This is a genomic window from Caulobacter sp. 17J65-9, assembly GCF_010975005.1.
Classification (GTDB): Bacteria; Pseudomonadota; Alphaproteobacteria; order Caulobacterales; family Caulobacteraceae; genus 17J80-11.
Genome location: NZ_JAAIVC010000057.1, coordinates 1 through 20,208, shown reverse-complemented (window position 1 = coordinate 20,208; position 20,208 = coordinate 1). Strand labels below are relative to the sequence as shown.

16 protein-coding genes are annotated in these 20,208 nt (G+C 71.0%); 5 read left to right on the top strand and 11 right to left on the bottom strand.

The window, feature by feature from the left end; genetic code table 11:
• Window positions 1-243 precede the first annotated feature (243 nt).
• Together G3573_RS10680 and pdeM are read left to right on the top strand one after the other, a co-directional pair.
• Complete coding sequence (locus G3573_RS10680) at window positions 244-2,715, top strand: ligase-associated DNA damage response DEXH box helicase (protein WP_346427369.1); 2,472 nt, start codon at window positions 244-246, stop codon at window positions 2,713-2,715.
• Window positions 2,712-3,446, top strand: coding sequence for a ligase-associated DNA damage response endonuclease PdeM (pdeM, locus tag G3573_RS10675; RefSeq protein ID WP_346427368.1), 735 nt, complete (start codon window positions 2,712-2,714; stop codon window positions 3,444-3,446). The genes G3573_RS10680 and pdeM overlap by 4 nt, the downstream gene beginning before the upstream one ends.
• A gap of 176 nt (window positions 3,447-3,622) precedes the next feature.
• Here pdeM and G3573_RS10670 read toward each other — a convergent pair whose 3' ends face one another.
• From G3573_RS10670 to G3573_RS10655, 4 genes are all read right to left on the bottom strand, one after another.
• On the bottom strand, window positions 3,623-4,075 hold the full coding sequence (locus tag G3573_RS10670) for a DUF3429 domain-containing protein (RefSeq protein WP_163261072.1): 453 nt from the start codon (window positions 4,073-4,075) through the stop codon (window positions 3,623-3,625).
• Window positions 4,075-4,842: a TIGR02186 family protein gene (locus tag G3573_RS10665; RefSeq protein ID WP_163261071.1), complete on the bottom strand. Its 768-nt coding sequence runs from the start codon at window positions 4,840-4,842 to the stop codon at window positions 4,075-4,077. The genes G3573_RS10670 and G3573_RS10665 overlap by 1 nt, the downstream gene beginning before the upstream one ends.
• Window positions 4,843-4,852: 10 nt before the next feature.
• Window positions 4,853-5,773, bottom strand: coding sequence for a sulfite exporter TauE/SafE family protein (locus G3573_RS10660; RefSeq protein ID WP_163261070.1), 921 nt, complete (start codon window positions 5,771-5,773; stop codon window positions 4,853-4,855).
• Between the two features lie 64 nt (window positions 5,774-5,837).
• Window positions 5,838-8,441, bottom strand: coding sequence for an SEL1-like repeat protein (locus G3573_RS10655; protein ID WP_163261069.1), 2,604 nt, complete (start codon window positions 8,439-8,441; stop codon window positions 5,838-5,840).
• Between the two features lie 235 nt (window positions 8,442-8,676).
• Here G3573_RS10655 and G3573_RS10650 point away from each other — a divergent pair, with 235 nt between their 5' ends.
• Window positions 8,677-8,880, top strand: coding sequence for a hypothetical protein (locus G3573_RS10650; protein ID WP_163261068.1), 204 nt, complete (start codon window positions 8,677-8,679; stop codon window positions 8,878-8,880).
• Here G3573_RS10650 and G3573_RS10645 read toward each other — a convergent pair.
• Entirely contained in the window at window positions 8,864-10,552 is a 1,689-nt protein-coding gene (locus G3573_RS10645) for a phosphatidylglycerol lysyltransferase domain-containing protein (protein WP_163261067.1), read from the bottom strand. The genes G3573_RS10650 and G3573_RS10645 overlap by 17 nt on opposite strands.
• Before the next feature lie 121 nt (window positions 10,553-10,673).
• On the opposite strand from G3573_RS10645, the gene G3573_RS10640 reads away from it, so the two are divergent.
• Complete coding sequence (locus tag G3573_RS10640; protein WP_163261066.1) at window positions 10,674-11,171, top strand: pyridoxamine 5'-phosphate oxidase family protein; 498 nt, start codon at window positions 10,674-10,676, stop codon at window positions 11,169-11,171.
• A 49-nt stretch (window positions 11,172-11,220) separates the two neighbouring features.
• On the opposite strand, the gene G3573_RS10635 is transcribed toward G3573_RS10640, so the two are convergent.
• A complete protein-coding gene (locus tag G3573_RS10635) occupies window positions 11,221-12,822 on the bottom strand; it encodes an FAD-dependent oxidoreductase (protein WP_163261065.1) in 1,602 nt (533 codons plus the stop codon).
• A 140-nt stretch (window positions 12,823-12,962) separates the two neighbouring features.
• On the opposite strand from G3573_RS10635, the gene G3573_RS10630 reads away from it, so the two are divergent.
• A complete protein-coding gene (locus G3573_RS10630) occupies window positions 12,963-15,236 on the top strand; it encodes an ATP-binding protein (protein ID WP_163261064.1) in 2,274 nt (757 codons plus the stop codon).
• Here the strand turns inward: G3573_RS10630 and cyoD are convergent.
• The 5 genes from cyoD to G3573_RS10605 all read right to left on the bottom strand — a co-directional run.
• Window positions 15,233-15,667 (bottom strand): cytochrome o ubiquinol oxidase subunit IV, encoded by a 435-nt coding sequence (gene cyoD, locus G3573_RS10625; RefSeq protein ID WP_163261063.1) that lies wholly within the window; start codon window positions 15,665-15,667, stop codon window positions 15,233-15,235. The genes G3573_RS10630 and cyoD overlap by 4 nt on opposite strands.
• Window positions 15,664-16,356 (bottom strand): cytochrome (ubi)quinol oxidase subunit III, encoded by a 693-nt coding sequence (locus tag G3573_RS10620; RefSeq protein WP_163261062.1) that lies wholly within the window; start codon window positions 16,354-16,356, stop codon window positions 15,664-15,666. Before G3573_RS10620 ends, cyoD begins: the two co-directional genes overlap by 4 nt.
• Window positions 16,353-18,371 carry a cytochrome o ubiquinol oxidase subunit I gene (gene cyoB, locus G3573_RS10615; protein WP_163261061.1) on the bottom strand — a complete coding sequence of 673 codons (2,019 nt, stop codon included), beginning with the start codon at window positions 18,369-18,371 and terminating at the stop codon, window positions 16,353-16,355. Before cyoB ends, G3573_RS10620 begins: the two co-directional genes overlap by 4 nt.
• Complete coding sequence (gene cyoA, locus G3573_RS10610; RefSeq protein ID WP_205598188.1) at window positions 18,372-19,259, bottom strand: ubiquinol oxidase subunit II; 888 nt, start codon at window positions 19,257-19,259, stop codon at window positions 18,372-18,374.
• A 151-nt stretch (window positions 19,260-19,410) separates the two neighbouring features.
• A partial coding sequence (locus G3573_RS10605) for an ATP-binding protein (protein ID WP_163261060.1) occupies window positions 19,411-20,208 on the bottom strand: 798 nt, incomplete at its 5' end.

Genomic DNA, 20,208 nt, shown 5'->3' with positions numbered 1-20,208 from the left:
CGGCAGCGCCCGCGCGCCCTCAGCGTCGGCCACGGCGCCCGCCCCCGGCGGCACGGCCAGGCACGGCGGCAGCTCGGTCGGCGCGATTTCGGCCGGAAGGGACTGGGCGTCGTCGGGACTCACTCGCCTGAAATAGCCGTTCCGCCCGTGAAACGGAACGGGAACAGCTATATATGCGACACCCTCTCCCCCGCTCGGAGGAGTGGGCGGGGTGAGGCGCGTGTAGCGGGGAGAGGGTTTCAGGTGGCGTTGGTCGTGCCGGCCGAAAATCAGCTGACCTTGCCGCCCCGCTTCGACGCCTGGTTCGCGTCGCGCGGCTGGCGGCCCAGGCGCCATCAGCTGGAGATGGTCGAGCAGGCGCGCGCGGGCCGCCACGCCCTGCTGATCGCGCCGACCGGCGGGGGCAAGACCCTGGCCGGCTTCCTGCCCAGCCTGATCGACCTGACCGAACGCCCCAGGCCCAACACCCCGCGCGGCGTCCACACCCTGTATCTCTCGCCGCTGAAGGCGCTGGCGGTCGACGTCGAGCGCAACCTGATGGCGCCCGTGCGCGAGATGGGCCTCGCGGTCACGGTGGAGTCGCGCACCGGCGACACGCCCGTGTCGAAGCGCCAGCGCCAGAAGGTGCGCCCGCCCGACATCCTGATGACCACGCCCGAGCAGCTGGCCCTGTTCTGCGCCTGGGAGGGCGCGCGCGAGTGGTTCGCCGACCTGCACACGGTGATCGTCGACGAGATCCACGCCATCCACGGCTCCAAGCGCGGCGACCTGCTGAACCTGGGCCTGGCGCGCCTACAGAGCTTCGCGCCGCGCATGCGCCGGGTGGGGCTGTCGGCCACGGTCAACGACCCGGACATGCTGCGCCGCTGGCTGGCCCCGATCGACCAGGGGCCGGCCGAACTGGTGCTGGGCGATCCCGGTGCGCCGCCGGTGGTCGACGTGCTCTACTCGCAGGGCCACGTGCCCTGGAGCGGCTGGACCGCCCGGCACGCCATGGACGAGGTCTATGCCGCCATCAAGGGCGCGAAGACGGCGCTGATCTTCGTCAACACCCGCTTCCAGGCCGAGCTGGCCTTCCAGGCGCTGTGGGAAATCAACGACGAGAACCTGCCCATCGCCCTGCACCACGGCTCGCTGGCGGCCGAGCAGCGGCGCAAGGTCGAGGCGGCCATGGCGCGCGAGGAGCTGCGCGCGGTGGTCTGCACCTCGACGCTGGACCTCGGCATCGACTGGGGCGCGGTCGACCTGGTGATCCAGCTGGCCGCGCCGAAGGGCTCGGCCCGCCTGATCCAGCGCATCGGCCGGGCCAACCACCGGCTGGACGAGCCCTCGCGCGCCCTGCTGGTCCCCGCCCACCGGTTCGAGGTGTTGGAATGCCAGGCGGCGCGCGAGGCGGTGGCCGAGAACGACCTGGACGGCGATCCGGAGCGGGTGGGCGCGCAGGACATCCTGGCCCAGCACGTCATGGGCGTGGCCTGCGGCGAGGCCTTCCGGGCCGACGATCTGTACGCGGAGGTTCGCACCGCCTCGCCTTACCGCGACCTGCCCCGCGAGGACTTCGACCGGGTGCTCGATTTCGTCTCGACCGGCGGCTACGCGCTGCGCACCTACGACAAGTTCAAGCGGGTGATCCAGACGCGCGAGGGCCACTGGAAGGTGCGCAACGGCGAGATCGCCCAGCGCCACCGGATGAACGTCGGGGCCATCGTCGACATCCCGATGATCAACATCCGCGTCTCGGGCGGCCGCGGCGGCGGGCGCAAGGTCGGCGAGATGGAAGAGAGCTTCATCGAGCAACTGGCGCCCGGCGACACCTTCCTGTTCGCCGGCGAGGTCTGGCGCTTCCAGGGGGTGGAGGGCATGGACGCCTTCGTCACCCGCGCGCCGCCCGGGGCCGATCCGCGCGTGCCCAGCTGGGGCGGCTCGAAGTTCGCCCTGTCGACCTATCTGGCCCGCCGGGTGCGCCGGATGATCGCCGACCAGAAGGGCTGGCCCAAGCTGACCGGCGAGGTGCGCGAGTGGCTGGAGATCCAGCGCCTGCGCTCGGTCATTCCGTCCGAGGACGAAATGCTGGTCGAGACCTTCCGCCGGGGCTCGCGCCATTACCTGGTCTGCTACCCGTTCGACGGACGCATCAGCCACGGCACCCTGTGCCAGCTGCTGGCGCGGCGGCTGGAGCGGCTGGGCAAGCAGCCGCTGGGCTTCGTCGCCAACGACTATGCGCTGGCGATCTGGGGCATGCGGCCGCTGGACGACCTCGACCTGGACGCCCTGTTCCAGGAGGACATGCTGGGCGACGACCTGGAGGCCTGGCTGGACGAAAGCGTGATGATGAAGCGCGCCTTCCGCCAGTGCGCGGTGCTGGCCGGGCTGATCGAGCGGCGCTTCCCGGGCCAGGAGAAGAGCGGCCGGCAGGTCACCTTCTCCACCGACCTGGTCTACGACGTGCTGCGCAAGCACCAGCCCGACCACCTGCTGTTGCGCTGCGCGCGGGCGGATGCGGCGACGGGCCAGCTGGACGTGGCGCGCCTGGGACGGCTTCTGACCCGGGTGAAGGGCGCGATCCGCCACGTCGAGCTCAAGCGCGTGTCGCCCTTCGCCGTGCCGGTGCTGCTGGAAATCGGCCGCGAGCCGGTGCCGGGCGCGGCGGCCGAGGCCATACTGGAAGAGAACGCGGCCGAGCTGATCGCCGACGCGATGGAGTTGGACGAGTGAGCCTGGCCGAGCCGATCCGCGATGAGACCGACCCCGCCCCGCGCCGCGCGGCCTGCGGCGGGGTGGTGGTGCGCGTGGCCGGCACGCGGGCGACCCTGCGCGGCTCGGGCGCTCTGTGGCTCTCCGCCTCGCACACCCTGGTGGTGGCCGACCTGCACTTCGAGAAGGGCTCGGCCTACGGCGTGCGCGGCCAGCTGCTGCCGCCCTACGACACGCGCGCGACGCTGGACCGGCTGGAGCGCGAGGTCGAGGCCCTGGCCCCGGCGACCCTGGTGTTTCTGGGCGACAGCTTCCACGACGGCCGGGCGGAAGCGCGGCTAGACGCCGACGATGCGGCCCGTATCGCGGCCCTGGCGTCCAGGCGCACCCTTGTCTGGGCGGTGGGCAACCATGACGCCGACGGCCCGGTCGGCCTGCCCGGCGAGGTGGTCGACGACATTTCGCTCGAGGGCCTGCTGCTGACCCACGAACCCCGCCCGGGACGTGCGCCCGGCGAGGTGGCGGGCCACCTGCACCCCTGCGCCAAGGTGGTGCGCTATGGCCGAAGCGTCCGCCGGCGTTGCTTCCTGACCGACGGCGAACGGCTGGTCCTCCCGGCCTTCGGCGCCTATGCGGGCGGGTTGAACGCGCTGGACCAGGCCTTCGCCGGCCTGTTCGGCCGCTTCCCGCTGGTCGCGGCCCTGGGCGAACGCGTGCACGTGCTGGGGCCGGAGGTGCTGTCGGGGGATTGAGCAACGAAAGATCTCCCCCCTCTGGGGGGAGGAGCCGCCTGAAAGGCGGCGATGGGGGGCTCCAGCGAAGTGCTCGGGTTCAGCTGCGGAAAGCGAGCGCTCCGCTGGAGCCCCCCACGGCGGCTTGCGCCGCCTACTCCCCCCAGCGCTGACGCTCGGGGGGGAGATCTAGCCGCTCACATCGAACTCGCCTGCTCCAGCGCCACGGCCAAGGCCACGGCCGCGCCGAGGGTCAGCGGCGTGCGCAGCCGCCGATACCAGGCCGGGGTGTCGAGCGGCGCGTGGAGCTCGCTGGCCCACTGCAGCAGGAAGGCGACGGTGAAGCCGCCCAGCTGCCAGGGCGCGGTCAGGAACGGCAGGGCCAGCAACGCCCAGGCTGCGAGCGGCGGGACGGCGGCCAGGGCCAGGCCGATCCAGCGCGGCTGTTCGCGGGTGATCTCCGCGCCGCAGCGCACGCCGCCCAGGAAGGACAGCACCGCCGTCGAATAGGTCAGCAGGGTCAGGAGCGCCGGCCCGGCCAGGTTGGGCGGACCCATGGCGTAGACGCCGGCGGCGATCGGGAACGGCAGCAGGGCCAGCCATCCCATGACCAGGGCTATGGCCGGCGCGCGGCCTTGCGTGGCGCTCATCAGCCTCTCCTGAACAGGCTCGACGCGACCCAGCCGGTGGCCAGGGCGACGGCCACCGCGGCGAAACCGTACAACCAAGCCGCCCGATGCGCGAAATTGAATATCCAGCGCTCGATGCCGACCTTCTCGACCGTGAGGGTGCGGGTACGCATGGAGACCGGCTCGCCGTCCTGGAACAGCCAGACCTCGGTCTCGTAGCGGCCGATCGGCGCCTCGGTCGGCAGGCGCACCTCGGCCCGGAACAGGCCCGGGTCGACGAAGCGCACGCCGTGCGGGTCGGTGTCGTAGAGCCGCGCGTGCTCCTTCAGCCGGATCACCGCGCGGCGCCAGTCGAGGTAGTCGCCGCCCAGGCGGCTGACCACCACGTCCTTCACCCCGAAACGGGTCTCCACCCGCGCCTCCTCCGGCGCCTCGATCTTCAGGTGGTCGACGCCCAGGCCCAGCCGGCGGAGCGTGCCGAAGTCGGCGATGTCGGACAGCGGCCGGGTGCTGGCGGCCATGTAGAAGCCGGGCGCGCCCTCGAACACCACCGGGCGGCTGTTCAGCCACACGCCGGCCACGCGCGTCTTGCGCACCAGGCGCACCGGCCGCTCGGGCCCGCGCACCACGACCACGACGTCGCTGGGGCGGCGCTTGGGGTCGAACACCCCGCCGTAGAGCACGATCGCGGCGCCGCGGAAGCTGGACGTCACCTTGACGTCGCCGGCGGTCAGGGCGGCCGAGATGTGCGGCTCTTCGGCCGGCGGAAGGGGAACGACCGGGATCATTTCGGCCCCATTATTTCGGACCGGGGGCGAAGGCGAACGGATCGGCGGGCGGCACGAACAGGGTCAGGCCCATCTGCACGCCGACCAGAAGGACGATCAGGGCCAGCACGGCGCGCAGCTCGTCCGCCCGGAACTTGCCCGAGACCCGCGCGCCCAGCTGGGCGCCGACCACGCCGCCGAACAGCAGCAGGCCCGACAGGACGATGTCGACCGTCTGGTTGCGGCCGGCCTGCAGGACGGTGGTGATGGCCGTGGTGATGATGATCTGCAGCAGGCTGGTGCCGACCACCACGCGCGCGCGCATGCGCAGCAGGTAGACCATGGCCGGGACCAGCACGAAGCCGCCGCCGACGCCCATGATGGCCGACAGAACGCCGACACCCACGCCCAGCAGGGCCGGCGGGATGACGCTGACGTACAGGCGCGAGCGCGGGAAGCGCATCCGCCACGGCAGGGCGTAGAGCCACATCGGGCGGCGGTTGGTCTGACGCTTGGGCGGCTCGCCCCGGCGGCGGCGGATGATCGTGCCCAGGCTTTCGGTCAGCATCAGCGCGCCGACCACGCCCAGGAAGATCAGGTAGGACAGGGCCACCACCAGGTCGGCCTGGCCCATCAGGCGCAGCCAGCGGAACAGCTCCACCCCGACCCAGGCGCCCAGCGCCCCGCCGGCGGCCATCACCGCGCCCATCCGGTAGTCCACCGACTTTTGGCGGCTGTAGGCGACCACGCTCGACGCCGACGAGGCCACCACGTGGTTGGCCTGGCTGGCCACGGCCACGGCCGGCGGCACGCCCATGAACACCAGGACCGGGCCCATCAGAAAGCCGCCGCCGATCCCGAACAGGCCGGAGATAAAGCCCACGACGGCGCCCAACGCCACCAAGAGCGGCGCGTTCACCGAGACTTCGGCGATGGGCAGGTAAATGTCCAAAGGGGCTACGCTTTCGCGCTACGGATCAGTCGCCAGCCTTCCTTGCAAAGGCCGGGCCTCAGCGTCAACGCGCCGCGATCTCGACAGGTTCGTTGGCCGGGCGGAAAGCGGCCGCCTCGCGCTGCCCGCGGCGGCGTTGATCGAGGCTCAGCTCGGTTTCCAGCTCGTCGGCGCGCGTCTCGGCCTGGGCGTCGCGATAATGAGCCCCGACCAGGAACCACTTGTAGGCCTCGACCGGATCGCGCTGGTCGGCCAGCGCGTCGTACATCAGGCCGAGGTTGTAGTAGCTGTCCTTGTAGCCCAGCTCGGCGGCCTTCTTGAACCAGCCGATCGCGGCCTGCGTGTCCCGCGGACCGCCGATCCCGTTGGCGTAATAGGTGGCCAGCGCGTGCATGGCGGTGCTGTAGCCGCCCTTGGCGGAGCGTTCCGTCCAGCGCCGCGCGGCGGCCGGGTCACGCTCTTCGATCACGTCGGCGAGGTGGTACTGCGCCTCCGGCGAGCCGAGGTTGGCGGCCCGCTCCAGGACCTCCATCGCGCGGGGATCCTTAGCCGTCAGCATGGCCTTGGCGTCGGCGTAGGTCTCTTCGGCCTTGTTGGCGTCGGCGGCCGGCGTCGTCTCGATGGTCACGTCCGGCGCGGTGGCGACCGCGGCCATCAGCGGCGTGGAGGCGGCGGCCGCGGCGCTGGCGGCGGCTTCGTCCTCGTTGGTCTCGGTGGCGACCACCTGGTAGGCGACCACGCTGCTGGTCAGGGTGGCGGCGACGGCGGAGGCCAGCAGGGCCTTCTTCACCGTCGAGGATTCGCGCTTGCGCTCCTTCTCGACCCGCTCCTGCAGGCGGTTCTTGGAGCCCAACTTCAGACCGCTGAGACCACCGCCGCCCTCGACGTTGCGCACGCCCAGGCGCGCCGCGGCGCGGGCGGCCTCGATGGCCTCGCGGGTGGAGACCGGCGGGCGGGCCGGGGCGGCTTCTTCTTCGTCCGCGAACGGCTGGGCGGCCTGCGGGGCCGGAGCGGCGACGAACTCGTCCTCGGCGGCGAAGTCGTCGAATGCGCTGAGCGGCGCGCGTTCGTCGGCGGCCGGGGCGAACGGATCCACGCCGAACTCCGGCGCGGCGTCGTCGCCGAAGCCGGTCTGCGGGGCGTCGAAGATCGGATCGAAGCCCATGTCCGAACCGGCGGCGGCCGGGAAGGCGGCCTCCGGCTCCGGCGCCCAGACCGGCTCTTCCGGCTCGGGACGGCGGCGGCGGGCCTGCTGGTCCAGCTGCGCCTCGATCTTCAGGCGCGCTTCGTCGAGCAGGCGGGCGGTGCGTTCTTCGCTTTCGCGGATGCGCTCGGCGATCTCGCCGGAGACGCGCTCGTAGCGGGCCTCGACCTTGTCGGCCAGGCGGCCGACCCGCTCGCCGACGTCGTCGGACTGCAGCGCGGAACGACGCTCGGCGTGGGCCAGCTTCTCGGTGAAGCGTTCGGAGATGCGCGCGATCTCGGCGCCCAGGCGTTCCAGAGCCTCGCCCTGCCCGCCCTCGACCCTGCGCAGCCGGCCTTCCATGGCGTCGGCCAGGCGCTGGACGTCGGCGCCGGCCTTCTGGACGGCGGCGGCGCTGGCGGTCTCCACGCCGACCATGCGGCGGTTCAGGTTCTGGCCGATGCGCAGGACCTCGCGGCCCATCTGCTCGACCGCCTTGGCCGAGCGCTTCTCGGAGGCGCCGACGTGGGCGGCCAGGTCGCCGACGGCGCGCTCCAGCTGCTCGAAGCGGCCCTTGGAGGCGGCTTCGTCGATACGGCGGATCAGGTCCGAACGAGCGTCCTCGACCTTGCGCGACAGGTCGCCGGCCAGGTTTTCGAGGCGGGCGTCGCGCTCGGGGTCCATGCGGCCCTCGGCCGAGCGCAGGCGCGCGTCGAGGTGGGCGAAGGAGGTTTCCAGCGTGCGCAGGGCGCCGGCCGTCTGCGACTCGGCGCGCTCAAGGCGCTCGGCGATCTTGGCGACCGCGCCGTCGATCAGGGTGGCGTCGCCGGCGCGCTCCTCGGCCTCCAGCCGGGTCAGGCGGCGGGTGACGCCGCCGACGTTCTCGCGCACCTCGGCCAGGGAGGCGCGGGTGCGGGCCTCGCCCTCGTAGAGCTGGTTGGCGATCTTGCCGAGCGCGCCTTCCAGCGCCTTCAGCGCTTCGGTCGAACGCAGGCCGCCCTGGGTGTCGCGTTCCAGCCGGCGCAGGCGGTCGTTGCTGTCGCGCGCGTCGCCCAGCAGTTCGCCCAGCTTTTCGGTGTGGACGGCCTGGCCGGCTTCGGCGTCCTCGAGACGGCCCAGCAGGCCGTTGACCGCTTGGCTGACGCCGCTGATGGCCAGCGTCGAGCGGCGCTCGGCCGCTTCGATGCGGGCGGTCAGGGCTTCGAGGGCCAGGGCCATGTTGCCGCCGGCCGCGGGCTCGTCGTCATAGCCGGAAAGATCATAGGAATCGTCGAGCCGGCGGCCGCGCGCGCGGCGGTCGAAACCAGCGTAGGCGACGGTGCGGCGGGGCAGCGGGGTGACGTTGTCTTCCTCGCCGTCGCCTTCCAGAATCATCTGGTTCAGCCACTCGCCGAGCGTCATGCCGGAGCGCCGGGCGAGATCCTTTGCGATCTCGCGCGCTTTCGGGTCGATCCCTTTCACACTCCAGGGCGCGCCCGCGCTCATGGCGTGATTCCCCTTCCCAGCCGACACCTTGGACTACCCGCCCAAGTCTGGGGTGTAAACGAACTGTTAACCCCAACATGTGGGGTTCGCCCAAATCTCCTGTGGACGATTCGCACGACCCCAGGCTCAGTCAGCGCTGCGTCGGTTAAGTCATGGTTAAGAGTTAACGCGCGGCTTAACGCCCGCCTAAGCTTCGCGGCTTGCTAAGGGCCGAAGCGCAAGCCATGTGAGCGGCATGAGTTGGACCGCCACCCTCGTCAGTTTAGCCGCCGCCCTGGCGATCGCGACCTTCTGCGGCTGGCGCGGGGCGCAGGCGCCGAACCTGATCCGCGGCCCGCGGCTGGTGCCCTACCGGCTGATCATGGTGCTGTCGTCGGCCTGGATCATGCTGATGCTGGTCCACGTCGTGAACCTGCTGGGCTTCACGACGGGGCGCTGACCCGCTCGACGTCTTTGGGCGCTTCCTTCGGCTTGGGCCGCCGGGCCAGGCCCGCCACGCCGCCGGACGACAGCAGGGCGACGTCGGCCATCAAGAGCGGGATCGCCCACTTGCGCGCCGCCGCGACGTAGCGAGGCTGCCAGAGCGGGTCGTACTTGTCCTTGAAGCGGCGCACGCCCTGGAAGTTGTAGAAGTCCTCGCCCTTCTCGAACACGAAGCGGCCGATGCGCGACATGGTCGGGGCCAGCGGGTGGTCCGACAGGCCGGCCAGCGGCGCGCCGCCGAATTCGAAGACGGTGTAGCCCTCGTTCTGGGCCCACAGCAGCAGCTCCACGAACAGGAAGTCCATGACGTTGCGCGGCGCTTCCTCGGTGTAGCGCATCAGGTCCATGGCGATCGACGAGCGCTCGGCGGTCGGCCACAGGCTGGCGAAGGCCACGATGCGCTCGTCCTGGCGCACCAGGGCGCAGGGGAACTCGGCCAGGTAGCGCGGCTCGAAGCCGCCGAGCGAGAAGCCCTTCTCGCTGCCGGCGTGCATGTCCAGCCAGGCGTCGGAGATCTGCTTCAGCTCCGGGACCAGCGGGGCCACGGCCTCAGCCGGGATCACCTCGAAGGTCGCGCCGGCCTCGGCCACCTTCTTCCAGCTGTGGCGCAGGTTGCCGCGGCGCCGTCCCGCCACCGAGAAGTCGGCCAGTGGCATGATCGCCGACTCCCCGATCTTCTGCAGGGAGAAGCCCATGTCGATGAAGTCGGGCAGCAGGTCGGCGCCGACGTTGTAGAAGCCCGGCCGCGCGGCGTGGGCGTCGGCCATCTCGCGGAACCGCCACATCAGCTCGGCGCGCTCGGCGCGCAGGCCCACCGGCCCGCCCACCGCGATCCACGAATGGCCGCGCACGCCGAACATCAGGAAGCTCTTGCCGCTGTCGGAGAACAGGAAGCGCTTGTCGCCGAGCAGGGCCAGGTTGGCGTCGGGCGAGGCGTCCTCGGCCGTGGCCAGCACCGCGCGCACGCGGGTGAAGTCCGGGTCGTTCTCGCCCATGATCGGCGGCGTGGCCGGGGTGGCGGCCAGACGCCAGACGCCCAGCGCCAGCAGCAGCACGCCGGCGCCGACGGTGGCGCGCAGGGCGCGGCCGGCCTCGCCGCTGGCGTCGGCCATCACCCGCCACCACAGGTCGTCGGAATAGGCGACGTGCTTGAACGACCACCAGGCCAGCACGCCCATGCCGGCCACCAGCAGGGCGGCGGAGACCATCCAGCCCGGCGTGATCTCCATGCGCGAGACCGCGGCGTGACGGGTGAAGGCGGGCCGGGCGATCAGCAGGAAGGCGATCAGCGCGATCAGCACCGCGGTCTCTTCCCAGTTCACGCCCTTCAGCAGGGTGACCACGCCGGCCACGACGGCGACGGTGACCGAGGCGGCCCAGGCCCCGTCCAGGCGCCGCTTCAGCCCCCAGGCCAGCAGCACCAGCACCAGGCCCAGCAGACTGGAGACGAAGTGGCCGAGGTTGATCACCTCCGGCGGCAGTTGCCGCAGCAGCCAGGCGAAACGCTCCACGGGACTGGGCGTCGCGCCGGACGCCATCAGCATCACCCCGGCGGCCAGGGTGAAGATGGCGGTCAGGGTGGGCGCGACCGCCAGGAAGGCGGGGCGGTATTCTCTGATCAAGCGCATGCGGAGCCGAAGCAGTCGACGACCCGCGACTTATAAGCGGCTTCCTGCGCCGAAGGCATGCGGAACCTCGCCGGAGCGAACCCCGTTCCCGCTGGAACCTTCCGAGCGACAGGAGCGCCCCATGGCCGAGGCCTTGTATCCGGCGGAAGTCGAAGTCCGGCTCTGGAAAGCCCTGGAAGACACCAAGGTCGGCATGCTGGGCGTCGCCAGCGAGACCCCTCGCCTGCAGCCGATGACCGCCTTCTGCGACCCGAAGGGCAATCTGATCTGGTTCTTCGCCAGCCGGGGCGCGGACCTGACCCACCTGATCGGCGACGGCGCCGCCGGCGTGTTCAGCGTGGTCTCGGAAGACCACGAGATGCACGCCTGCCTGACCGGCGACCTGACCACGCGCTTCGACCGCGACGTGATCGACCGCTACTGGAACAGCACGGTCTCGGCCTGGTACCCGAAGGGCAAGGACGACCCCGACCTGGTGCTGCTGGCCTTCCGGCCCGACCACGCCGAGGTGTGGATCTCCAAGCGCGGGCCGGTGAAGTTCGGCTGGGAGGTGGCCAAGTCCAAGCTGACCGGCACGCGCCCCGAATGGGGCCAGCACGCCCGGCTGCATCTGCACTGAGCCAGGCGCGCTCCCTCGGGATCACGCCGATCCCGAAGGGCGCCTCCCCTCAGGGCGGCGGCGGCGTGCCCGCGGGCCGCTCGCCCTGCTCGCGCTTCAGCGTGCCCTCGAGCTCCAGTTCGTGGCGGGCCTCCCTGGCGTCGCCCAGGGCCTGCACGGCCGGGCCGTTCAGGACCTGGCCCTCCACCGAGAACTGCGAGCCGTGGCAGGGGCAGTCCCAGCAGCCCTCGAAGCCGTTCCAGTGCACCACGCAGCCCATGTGGGTGCACACGGCCGAGCGCACGTGCAGAGCGCCGTCCATGTCGCGGTAGGCGGCGACCTTCTGGTTCTTCACCGCCACCACCGCGCCCTCGCCGGGCGGGATCAGCTCCACCGAGTTCAGCACCGCCGGCATCAGGTGCTCGGCCATGCCCTTCATCATCGGGACCTGTTCCTTGATGTAGCCGCCCAGCCCGCGGGCGCTGGCGCGCGACGGATCGTAGACCTCGGCCCAGTCGCTGTGCCGGCCCATCATCATGTCGCGCAGGATCAGCGAGGCGGCGACGCCCGTGGTCATGCCCTCGCCGCTGTCGCCGCAGACCAGATAGACCGCGCCGTGGAAGTGGGGGCTGACGCCGATGTAGGGCACGTGGTCGTAGGGCTCGTAGACCTGGCCGGACCAGGCGTAGAGCACCGGCCCCATCTGCGGCCAGCGCGCCCGGGCCCAGGTCTCCAGCCGGCGGATGCGCTCGGCCCCGTCGTCGAACTCGCCGGTGTGGTGGTCCTCGCCGCCGACGATCAGCAGGTCCTCCTTCGCGCCCGGCTGCAGGCGCACGTAGTGGTAGGCCGGCCGCTGGGTGTCCCACATGAGCACGTCCGGCGCGCTCCCCTTCGGCACGGCCGCCGCCAGGGCGTAGGTGCGGTAGGGCGCCTCCTTGGTGTGGATCGGCGATTTCAGGTGGAAGGGCGTGTTGGTGGCCACCACCATCTGGCGCGCGGTGATCACCGCGCCGCTCTGGGTGTGCGCCCGCAGGTGGCCGTCCCGGTTGGCCAGGTCGACCATCGGGGTCTCGTCGCACAGGCGCGCGCCGCGCCGGCGCAGGGCCTCGATCAGGCCGGCCATGTACTTGGTCGGATGGAAGCGCGCCTGGTTCGGGAAGCGGATCGCCGCCTCGCTCAGCCAGGGTAGCGCGCCCGGCTCCAGCAGTTCGGCGCCGGTCAGGCCGGCCTCGCGGGCGGCTTCGACCTCGCGCGTCAGCTTCTGCCGGTCGCCGGGCGAGTTGGCGACCAGGAAGGCGTCGACCCGGGCGAAGTCGCAGTCGATCCCCTCCTCCGCGCAGATCGCCTCGATCCGGTCGATGGCGGCGGACTGGCTCTCGTAATACTGGCGCGCGCCGGCCCGGCCGCGCTTGGCGATCAGCTCGGTGTTGAAGTCGTCGCTCTCGGCGCACAGGTGGGCGGTGGTGCGCGCGCTCTGGCCGCGGGCGAAGCGGCCGCGGTCGACGACCGTGACCTGCCGCCCTTCGCACGCCAGTTCGTAGGCGGTCGACAGGCCCGCGATCCCGGCCCCGATCACCAGCACGTCAGTGTGCGCATCGCCGTGCAGCGCGCCCAGCCTCGGGGCCGGCACCTCCATCCACAGCGACCGGCTGCGTTCCTGCTCGACGTTCATGGCGACCTCCGGACTCCGACGGAAGCTTGAACCGAAGCCGGTCGGACGGGTTCCGCCGGCCCTCAGGACACCCTCGCGTTCGACGAACAGAGGAATTTTACTTTTTGAGTGGAGGCTCTCCCCCGAGCTTGGAGACCCTTTTGCCCGGACTGACGCCGATCGCCCTGACCGCGCCTGCGGCGACGCTCGCGGTGGTCGCGCTGCTTTGCGGCGCGGCGTGCCTGAGCGCGCTGCGCATCCTGGCGCGCGCGCGGCTGGCCACGGGGTCGCTGAAGGCCACCTGGATCACCTATGCCGGCATCGCCGGCGGGGTCGGCGCCTGGGCCGTGCACTACGCCTTGCTGCTGGCCGGCCACGGGTTGGCGAGCGGCTACGAAGCGGCCGCCACCGCGGGCTCGCTGGGCCTGGCGGTCGGCGGGATGACCGCCGCCTTCGCCGTCGTCGCCCTGACCGCCAGCGCCGAAGCCTTCATCGCCGCGGGCCTGACCGCGGGCGTGGCGATCGCCGGCAGCTGCTATCTGGGCCTGTCCGGCGCGGTGGTGGACGGCGAGCTGGTGTTCCACCGCGCCGCGGTGATCCTGTCGGTGGTCTCCGCGGGCGGCCTCTCGACGCTGGCCCTGTTCGTCGCCGGGCGCTCCCAGAACTTCTGGCGCCAGCTGGCTGGCGCGGCGCTGCTGGCCACGGCCCTGATCCTCACCGCGCGGCTGAGCCTGCAGAGCGTTTGGGTCGACCTGAACGGGCCGGCCGCCAATTCCGACGCCCTGCTCGACGATCTGGCCCTGCGCATCCTGGTGATCGGCTTCTGCCTGCTGGTCGTGGTGGGCGGCGCCGGGTCCAGCATCATCTACGCCCGCTCCAAGCAGTCCGCCGCCCAGAAGCTGCGCGCCGCCATCGAGGCCTTGCCGGCGGGCCTGGGCTTCTACGACGCCGAAGACCGGCTGGTGGTCTGGAACCGCCAGTACGCCGAGATCGCCGGCCCCTGCCGCGACCTGCTGGCGGTCGGCGCGCCGTTCAGGAAGCTGCTCGAGCGCGACCTGGCCAAGGGTAACTACCGCGACGCGCTGGGCCGCGAGGAGGCCTGGCTGACCGAGCGGCTGGCCGGCCGCGCCCGGGGCGACTCCACCGAGGAACAGCAGCTGGCCGACGGCCGCTGGCTGCGGGTCGAGGACCGCCGCACCGCCGACGGCGGCGTGGTCACCATCGGCGTCGACATCACCGACCTGAAGCAGGCCGCCGAGACCCTGGCCCGCGCCCGCGAGGAGGCCGAGGCCGCCAACCGGGCCAAGAGCGAATTCCTGGCCAATATGAGCCACGAGATCCGCACGCCCCTGAACGGGGTGGTGGGCGTGGCCGACGTGCTGGCCGGCACCAACCTGGACCCGCGTCAGGCCGAGATGCTGGACGTGATCCGCTCGTCTGCGCGCACGCTGGAGCGGCTGCTGTCGGACGTGCTGGACCTGGCTCGGGTGGAATCCGGCCGTCTGGAGGTCGAGGCCCACCCGTTCCACCTGGGCGAGGCGGTCCGCTCGATCGCCGGCCTGAGCGAGGCGCACGCGCACGAGAAGGGCGTGGCCCTCAAGGTCGAGCTGGCCCCGGAAGCCGACCGGCGCGTCCTGGGCGACGTGGTGCGGCTGAAGCAGATCCTGACCAACCTGGCCTCCAACGCCGTGAAGTTCACCGACCGGGGCGAGGTGGTGATCGCCGTCGAGGCGGTCGGCCCGGACGCCTGGCGGCTGTCGGTGCGCGACACCGGCGTCGGCTTCGACCCTGCCGCCAAGGACCGGGTGTTCGGCCGCTTCCAGCAGGCCGACGGCTCGATCACGCGGCGCTTCGGCGGCACGGGCCTGGGGCTCAGCATTTCGCGCCAGCTGGCCGAGCTGATGGGCGGCGAGCTGGATTGCTGCTCCGTCCCGGGCGAAGGCTCGATCTTCTTCCTGACCCTGACCTTGCCGGAAGCCCCGGCCGAGGCCGAGGCGCCCGCCGCCGAGCCCGTCGCGGCCGAGCCGGAAGCCCGGCCCATGCGGGTGCTGCTGGCCGACGACCATCCGACCAACCGGAAGGTGGTCGAGCTGATCCTGGCCGGGGCCGGGGTCGAGCTGATCTCCACCGAGAACGGCGCGCAGGCGGTCGAGGCTTTCCAGGCCGACCGGTTCGACGCGGTGCTGATGGACATGCAGATGCCGGTGATGGACGGGCTGACCGCCACCCGCGAGATCCGCCGGCTGGAGGCGCAGAGCGGCGCCGAGCCGGTCCCGGTGGTGATGCTGACCGCCAACGCCCTGCCCGAGCACGTCGAAGCCGGCCGCATCGCCGGCGCCAACCGCCACCTGTCCAAGCCGATCACCGCCGCCGGTCTGATCGCCGTGCTCTCCGACCTGGCCGACGAGGCCGAGCGCCGGCGCGAGGCGGCCTAAAACGCCGGCGGAACCGTCGGCGCCGCCGCTGGCGCCTGCATGTGCGTCATCGCCTCCGGCGGCATCGGGGCCATGTAGTGGTGCATGTTGGCCATGATCCAGATCGAGCCGATCACCAGCAGGCCGACCATCATCACGCCGAAGGCCAGGGCCAGCACGTTGTTGGTGTTGTCCGGCCCGGTGGTGATGTGCAGGAAGAACACCAGGTGGACGCCCATCTGGGCGATGGCCAGCACGATCAGGGCGACCGGCAGCGACGGCCCCCAGACCAGCCCCAGGGCCGGCAGGATGAAGGAGCCGACGGTCAGGATCGTCGCCAGCGCCAGGCCGATCGAATAGTTCATCACCCAGTGGCCGGCGCTTTCGGCCGGCTCGTCGCCGGGGGCGTGGTCGTGCCCGAGGTCGTGGGGATCGTAGTCGAGCTCGCTCATGTGGCGGCTCCCATCAGATAGACGACCGTGAACAGCGCGACCCAGATGATGTCCAGGGCGTGCCAGAACAGGTTGAAGCAAAGCAGGCGGTGCTGGACCATCCGGCTGAACCCCTTGGCCTGCACCTGGGCCATCATGGTCCCCAGCCACAGCAGCCCCACGAACACGTGCGCGCCGTGCAAGCCGACCAGGCTGAAGAAGGCGCTCAGGAAGGCGCTGCGCTGGGGCGTCGCCCCCTGGGCGGCGAAGCCGATGAACTCGTCGATCTCGAGATAGAGGAAGGCCGCGCCCAAGAGGCCGGTGATCAGCAGGAAGATCTGGGTCCACATGCGGTTCTTGGCCACCGAGGCGGCGAAGGACAGGCCGCAGACGAAGCTGGACAGCAAGAGGCAGCCGGTCTCGATCGCCACCCTCGGCAGCTCGAACAGCTCTCGCCCGGTCGGCCCGCCGGCCGTGGCGTTCATCAACACCGCGTAGGCGGCGAAGAACGCCGAGAACATCACGATGTCGCTGAGCAGGAAGATCCAGAAGCCGTAGCCGACGATGATCCGGCTGTTGGCCGGGCCGGTCTCGCCGTGGCCGGCGCCCATCACCGGGGCGCCCTCGCCGTGGGCGCGGTGGCCCAGCCGGTGGGGGTCTTCGCGGACGCGCTGTACGGCTTCGGCGCTGGCGGGGACGATGTCGCTCATGCCGGCTTCCCCTGTTCGCGGGCGAGGCGCTCCAGGATGGCGCGGCGCGCGGCCCGGCGGGCGCGGTCGATGCGGGCCACTTCCTCAGCCGGGATCTCGAACTCGTGGATGTCGCGCCAGGCGAACCAGACGAAGCCGGCGAAGGCGCAGACCAGGCCCAGGATCACCAGCCACCAGATGTGCCAGATGAGCGCGAAACCGGTGACCGAGGCGAAGAAGGCGGTGATCACGCCCACCGGGCTGTTCAGCGGCATGTGGATCGGCTTGTAGACCGGCTCCGGCCCCAGGCGCTGGGTCTCGATGGCGCGGGTCTTGATGCCCCAGTAGGCCTCTTCGCCCTCCACGTTGGGGATGACGGCGAAGTTGAACATCGGCGGCGGCGAGGGCGTGGCCCACTCCATGGAGCGGCCGTCCCAGGGATCGCCGGTGACGTCGCGCAGCTTGTCGCGGTCGCGAATGCTGACCACCAGCTGGATCACCTGACAGGCCGCGCCGACCACCAGGATCGCCACCCCGAAGACCGACAGGTAGAGCATCGGCGCCCACTCGGGGTAGTTGATGTGCTGGAGCCGCCGGGTCATGCCCTGCAGGCCCAGGATGTAGAGCGGGGTGAAAGTCACCCAGAAGCCGATGAAGGCGAACCAGAAGGCAGCCTTCCCCCAGCCCGGGTGCAGGCGGAAGCCGAACGCCTTCGGGAACCAGTACTCGATCGCCGCGAACAGCGCGAACACCACGCCGCCCAGGATCACGTTGTGGAAGTGGGCGACCAGGAACATGCTGTTGTGGGTCACGAAGTCGGCCGGCGGAATGGCCAGCAGCACGCCGGTCATGCCGCCGATCACGAAGGTGACCAGGAAGCCCATCGACCACAGCATGGGCACTTCGAAGCGGACCCGGCCGCCGTACATGGTGAAGATCCAGTTGTAGATCTTCACCCCGGTGCCGACCGCGATCACGCTTGAGGCGATGCCGAAGAAGGTGTTCACCGCCGGGCCGGCGCCCATGGTGAAGAAGTGGTGCAGCCACACCATGCAGGAGACCACCACGATGAACAGGGTGGCGGCGACCATCGAGCGGTAGCCGAACAGCGGCTTGCCCGAGAAGGTCGAGAAGATCTCCGAGAAGATGCCGAAGGCCGGCAGCACCAGGATGTAGACCTCGGGGTGCCCCCAGGCCCAGATCAGGTTCACGAACATCATCTGGTTGCCGCCAGCCTCGTTCGTGAAGAAGTGGAAGCCGAAGTACCGGTCCAGGGTCAGCATCGCCAGGGTGGCGGTCAGGATCGGGAAGACGGCGATGATGAGCAGGTTCGACGCCAGCGTCGTCCAGCAGAACATCGGCATGCGCAGGTAGCTCATGCCCGGCGCGCGCATCTTCAGAACCGTGGTGACCAGGTTGACCCCGGTCATCAGGGTGCCGATGCCGGATATCTGTACGGCCCAGAGGTAGTAGTCCACGCCGACGCCGGGCGTGTAGGTCGTCTCGCTGAGCGGCGGATACGGCAGCCAGCCGGTGCGCGCGAACTCGCCGACGAACAGGGAGATGTTGACCAGCAGGGCGCCGGCGGCGGTGAGCCAGAAGCCGACCGAATTCAGCGTCGGGAAGGCGACGTCGCGCACGCCCAGCTGCAGCGGCATGACGTAGTTCATCATGCCGATGACCAGCGGCATGGCCGCGAAGAAGATCATGATCGTCCCGTGGGCCGAGAAGATCTGGTTGTAGTGCTCGGGGGGCAGGTAGCCGGCGGACTCGCCGATGGCGGCCGCCTGCTGCGTGCGCATCATGATCGCGTCGGCGAAGCCGCGGACCAGCATGACCGCGCCGAGCAGGATGTACATGATGCCGATGCGCTTGTGGTCGACGCTGGTGATCCACTCGTCCCAGATGTAGCGCCAGTGGCCCTTGGCCACGACCCAGCCGATCACGCCCAGCAAGATCAGGATGACCACCACCGAGGTGATCATCGGGATCGGCTCGTGCAGCGGGACGGCCGCCCAGGACAGCTTGCCGAACATCTAGTTCTCCCCGGAGGCCGGCGTCGTCTCGCGCCCGTATTGCGCCACCGGCCCCGGGCCAGGCGGCGCCTGGCGGGTGGCGATGGCGTTGAACAGGTCCGGCTGCACCGCGCCGAAGGTGAAGGGCCTGGTGTCGCGGCTCTGGTGGGTCAGGCCGGCGTAGGCCGTCTGGTCGAGCACCGGCCCCGCGCCGCGCGTGGCGCTCACCCAGCCGGCGTACTGGTCGGCCGGCAGGCTGCGGACCTTGAAGGTCATGTCCGAGAAGCCGTCGCCGCTGAACTGGCCGGAAATGCCGCGGAACTCGCCGGGCTGGTCCGCCTGCAGGTGCAGCTGCGAGACCATGCCGTTCATGGCGTAGATCATCGACCCCAGCTGGGGGACGAAGAAGGTGTTCATCACGCTCGACGAGGTGATCGAGAAGTGCACCGGCCGTCCGGCCGGGATCACCAGCTCGTTGACGCTGGCCACGCCCTCCTCGGGGTAGATGAACAGCCAGCGCCAATCCAGAGAGACGACCTGGACCTCGACCGGCTTCTGGTCCGATTCCAGCGGCCGGAACGGATCGAGCTTGTGCGAGCCGATCCAGATCTCGCCGCTGAGGAACATGATCACCAGGATCGGGATGGCCCAGACCACCGCCTCGATGCGTCCGGAGAACGACCAGTAAGGCAGGTACTCGGCCTTGGTGTTGGAGGCCCGGTAGCGCCAGCCCATCCACAGGGCCAGCAGAATGGTCGGGACCACGATGAACAGCATGATCAGGGTCGCGTCGACGATGATCTGGCGATTGCCCTGGCCGACCGGCCCCTTCGGATCCATCACGCCGCCGGCGCAACCGCCGAGCAGTAGGGTCGCGACCGCCGTCGCGACCCAGGCGGCCCTGTTCACCACAGGATTGCAGGAGGGGATGGGTTTCACCGCACGCGCCCGCTAAGCCTCTACTGACACCGAAGGCGACCGCGCACGGTCCTTCAAACGCGCCGAACCGGCGCGGACCGAGGTTCGTTCCTTGAAGGATCAGGCGGGGCGGTGGAGGCCGTTACGCCAGCGGCAGGTCCGCGCGCGCGCTCAGGCCGCCTTCGGGACGGTTGGCCAGGCGGATGTCGCCGCCGTGGGCGCGGGCGATGGAACGGGCCACCGCCAGCCCCAGGCCGACCCCGCCGGTGTCGCGGCTGCGCGAGGGCTCGGCGCGGTGGAAGGGTTCGAACACCCGCTCCAGCTCCGCCTCCGGCAGGCCGGGGCCGTCGTCCTCGACCGTCAGCACGGCCCGGCCACCCTCGACCTTCAGGGTCACGCGGGCGGCGGCGCCGAACTTGGCGGCGTTCTCGACCAGATTGGCCAGCATGCGGCGCAGGCCGACCGGATCGCCGAAGACCGTGGCGGCCTCGGCGTTCGCCAGGCTCGCGGCCACGCCGGTCTCGGCCAGGTCGTCGACCACGGCGGCGGCGAGCGCCGCGAGGTCCAGCGGCGCGCGGGTCTCCTGCACGGTCTCGCCGCGCACGAAGGCCAGGGCCTGGCTGATCATGCCGTCCATCTCGGCCACGTCGGCGGCCATCTTCTCGCGCGCCTCTTCGGGCGCGGCCTCCAGCCGGAAGCGCAGGCGCATGAGCGGCGTGCGCAGGTCGTGGGCGATGGCGGCGATCATCGACGTGCGCTCCTCGAGATAGGCGCGCAGCTTGTCCTGCATGTCGTTGAAGGCGGCCGCGGCGGCGCGCACCTCGGCCGGGCCGTCGGCGGCCATGGGCGGGGCCTTCGGATCGGCGCCCAGCCGTTCGGCCGCGTCGGCGAAGGCGCCGATCGGGCGGGTCAGGCGGCGCGCCAGCAGCCAGGCCAGGGG

Excerpts from the sequence above, each read along its gene's own strand:
- G3573_RS10670 (WP_163261072.1), bottom strand. The coding sequence starts at position 4,075 with ATGAGCGCCACGCAAGGCCGCGCGCCGGCCATAGCCCTGGTCATGGGA.
- G3573_RS10665 (WP_163261071.1), bottom strand. The coding sequence starts at position 4,842 with ATGATCCCGGTCGTTCCCCTTCCGCCGGCCGAAGAGCCGCACATCTCG.
- G3573_RS10655 (WP_163261069.1), bottom strand. The coding sequence starts at position 8,441 with ATGAGCGCGGGCGCGCCCTGGAGTGTGAAAGGGATCGACCCGAAAGCG.
- G3573_RS10650 (WP_163261068.1), top strand. The coding sequence starts at position 8,677 with ATGAGTTGGACCGCCACCCTCGTCAGTTTAGCCGCCGCCCTGGCGATC.
- G3573_RS10645 (WP_163261067.1), bottom strand. The coding sequence starts at position 10,552 with ATGCGCTTGATCAGAGAATACCGCCCCGCCTTCCTGGCGGTCGCGCCC.
- G3573_RS10640 (WP_163261066.1), top strand. The coding sequence starts at position 10,674 with ATGGCCGAGGCCTTGTATCCGGCGGAAGTCGAAGTCCGGCTCTGGAAA.
- G3573_RS10635 (WP_163261065.1), bottom strand. The coding sequence starts at position 12,822 with ATGAACGTCGAGCAGGAACGCAGCCGGTCGCTGTGGATGGAGGTGCCG.
- cyoD (WP_163261063.1), bottom strand. The coding sequence starts at position 15,667 with ATGAGCGAGCTCGACTACGATCCCCACGACCTCGGGCACGACCACGCC.
- G3573_RS10620 (WP_163261062.1), bottom strand. The coding sequence starts at position 16,356 with ATGAGCGACATCGTCCCCGCCAGCGCCGAAGCCGTACAGCGCGTCCGC.
- cyoB (WP_163261061.1), bottom strand. The coding sequence starts at position 18,371 with ATGTTCGGCAAGCTGTCCTGGGCGGCCGTCCCGCTGCACGAGCCGATC.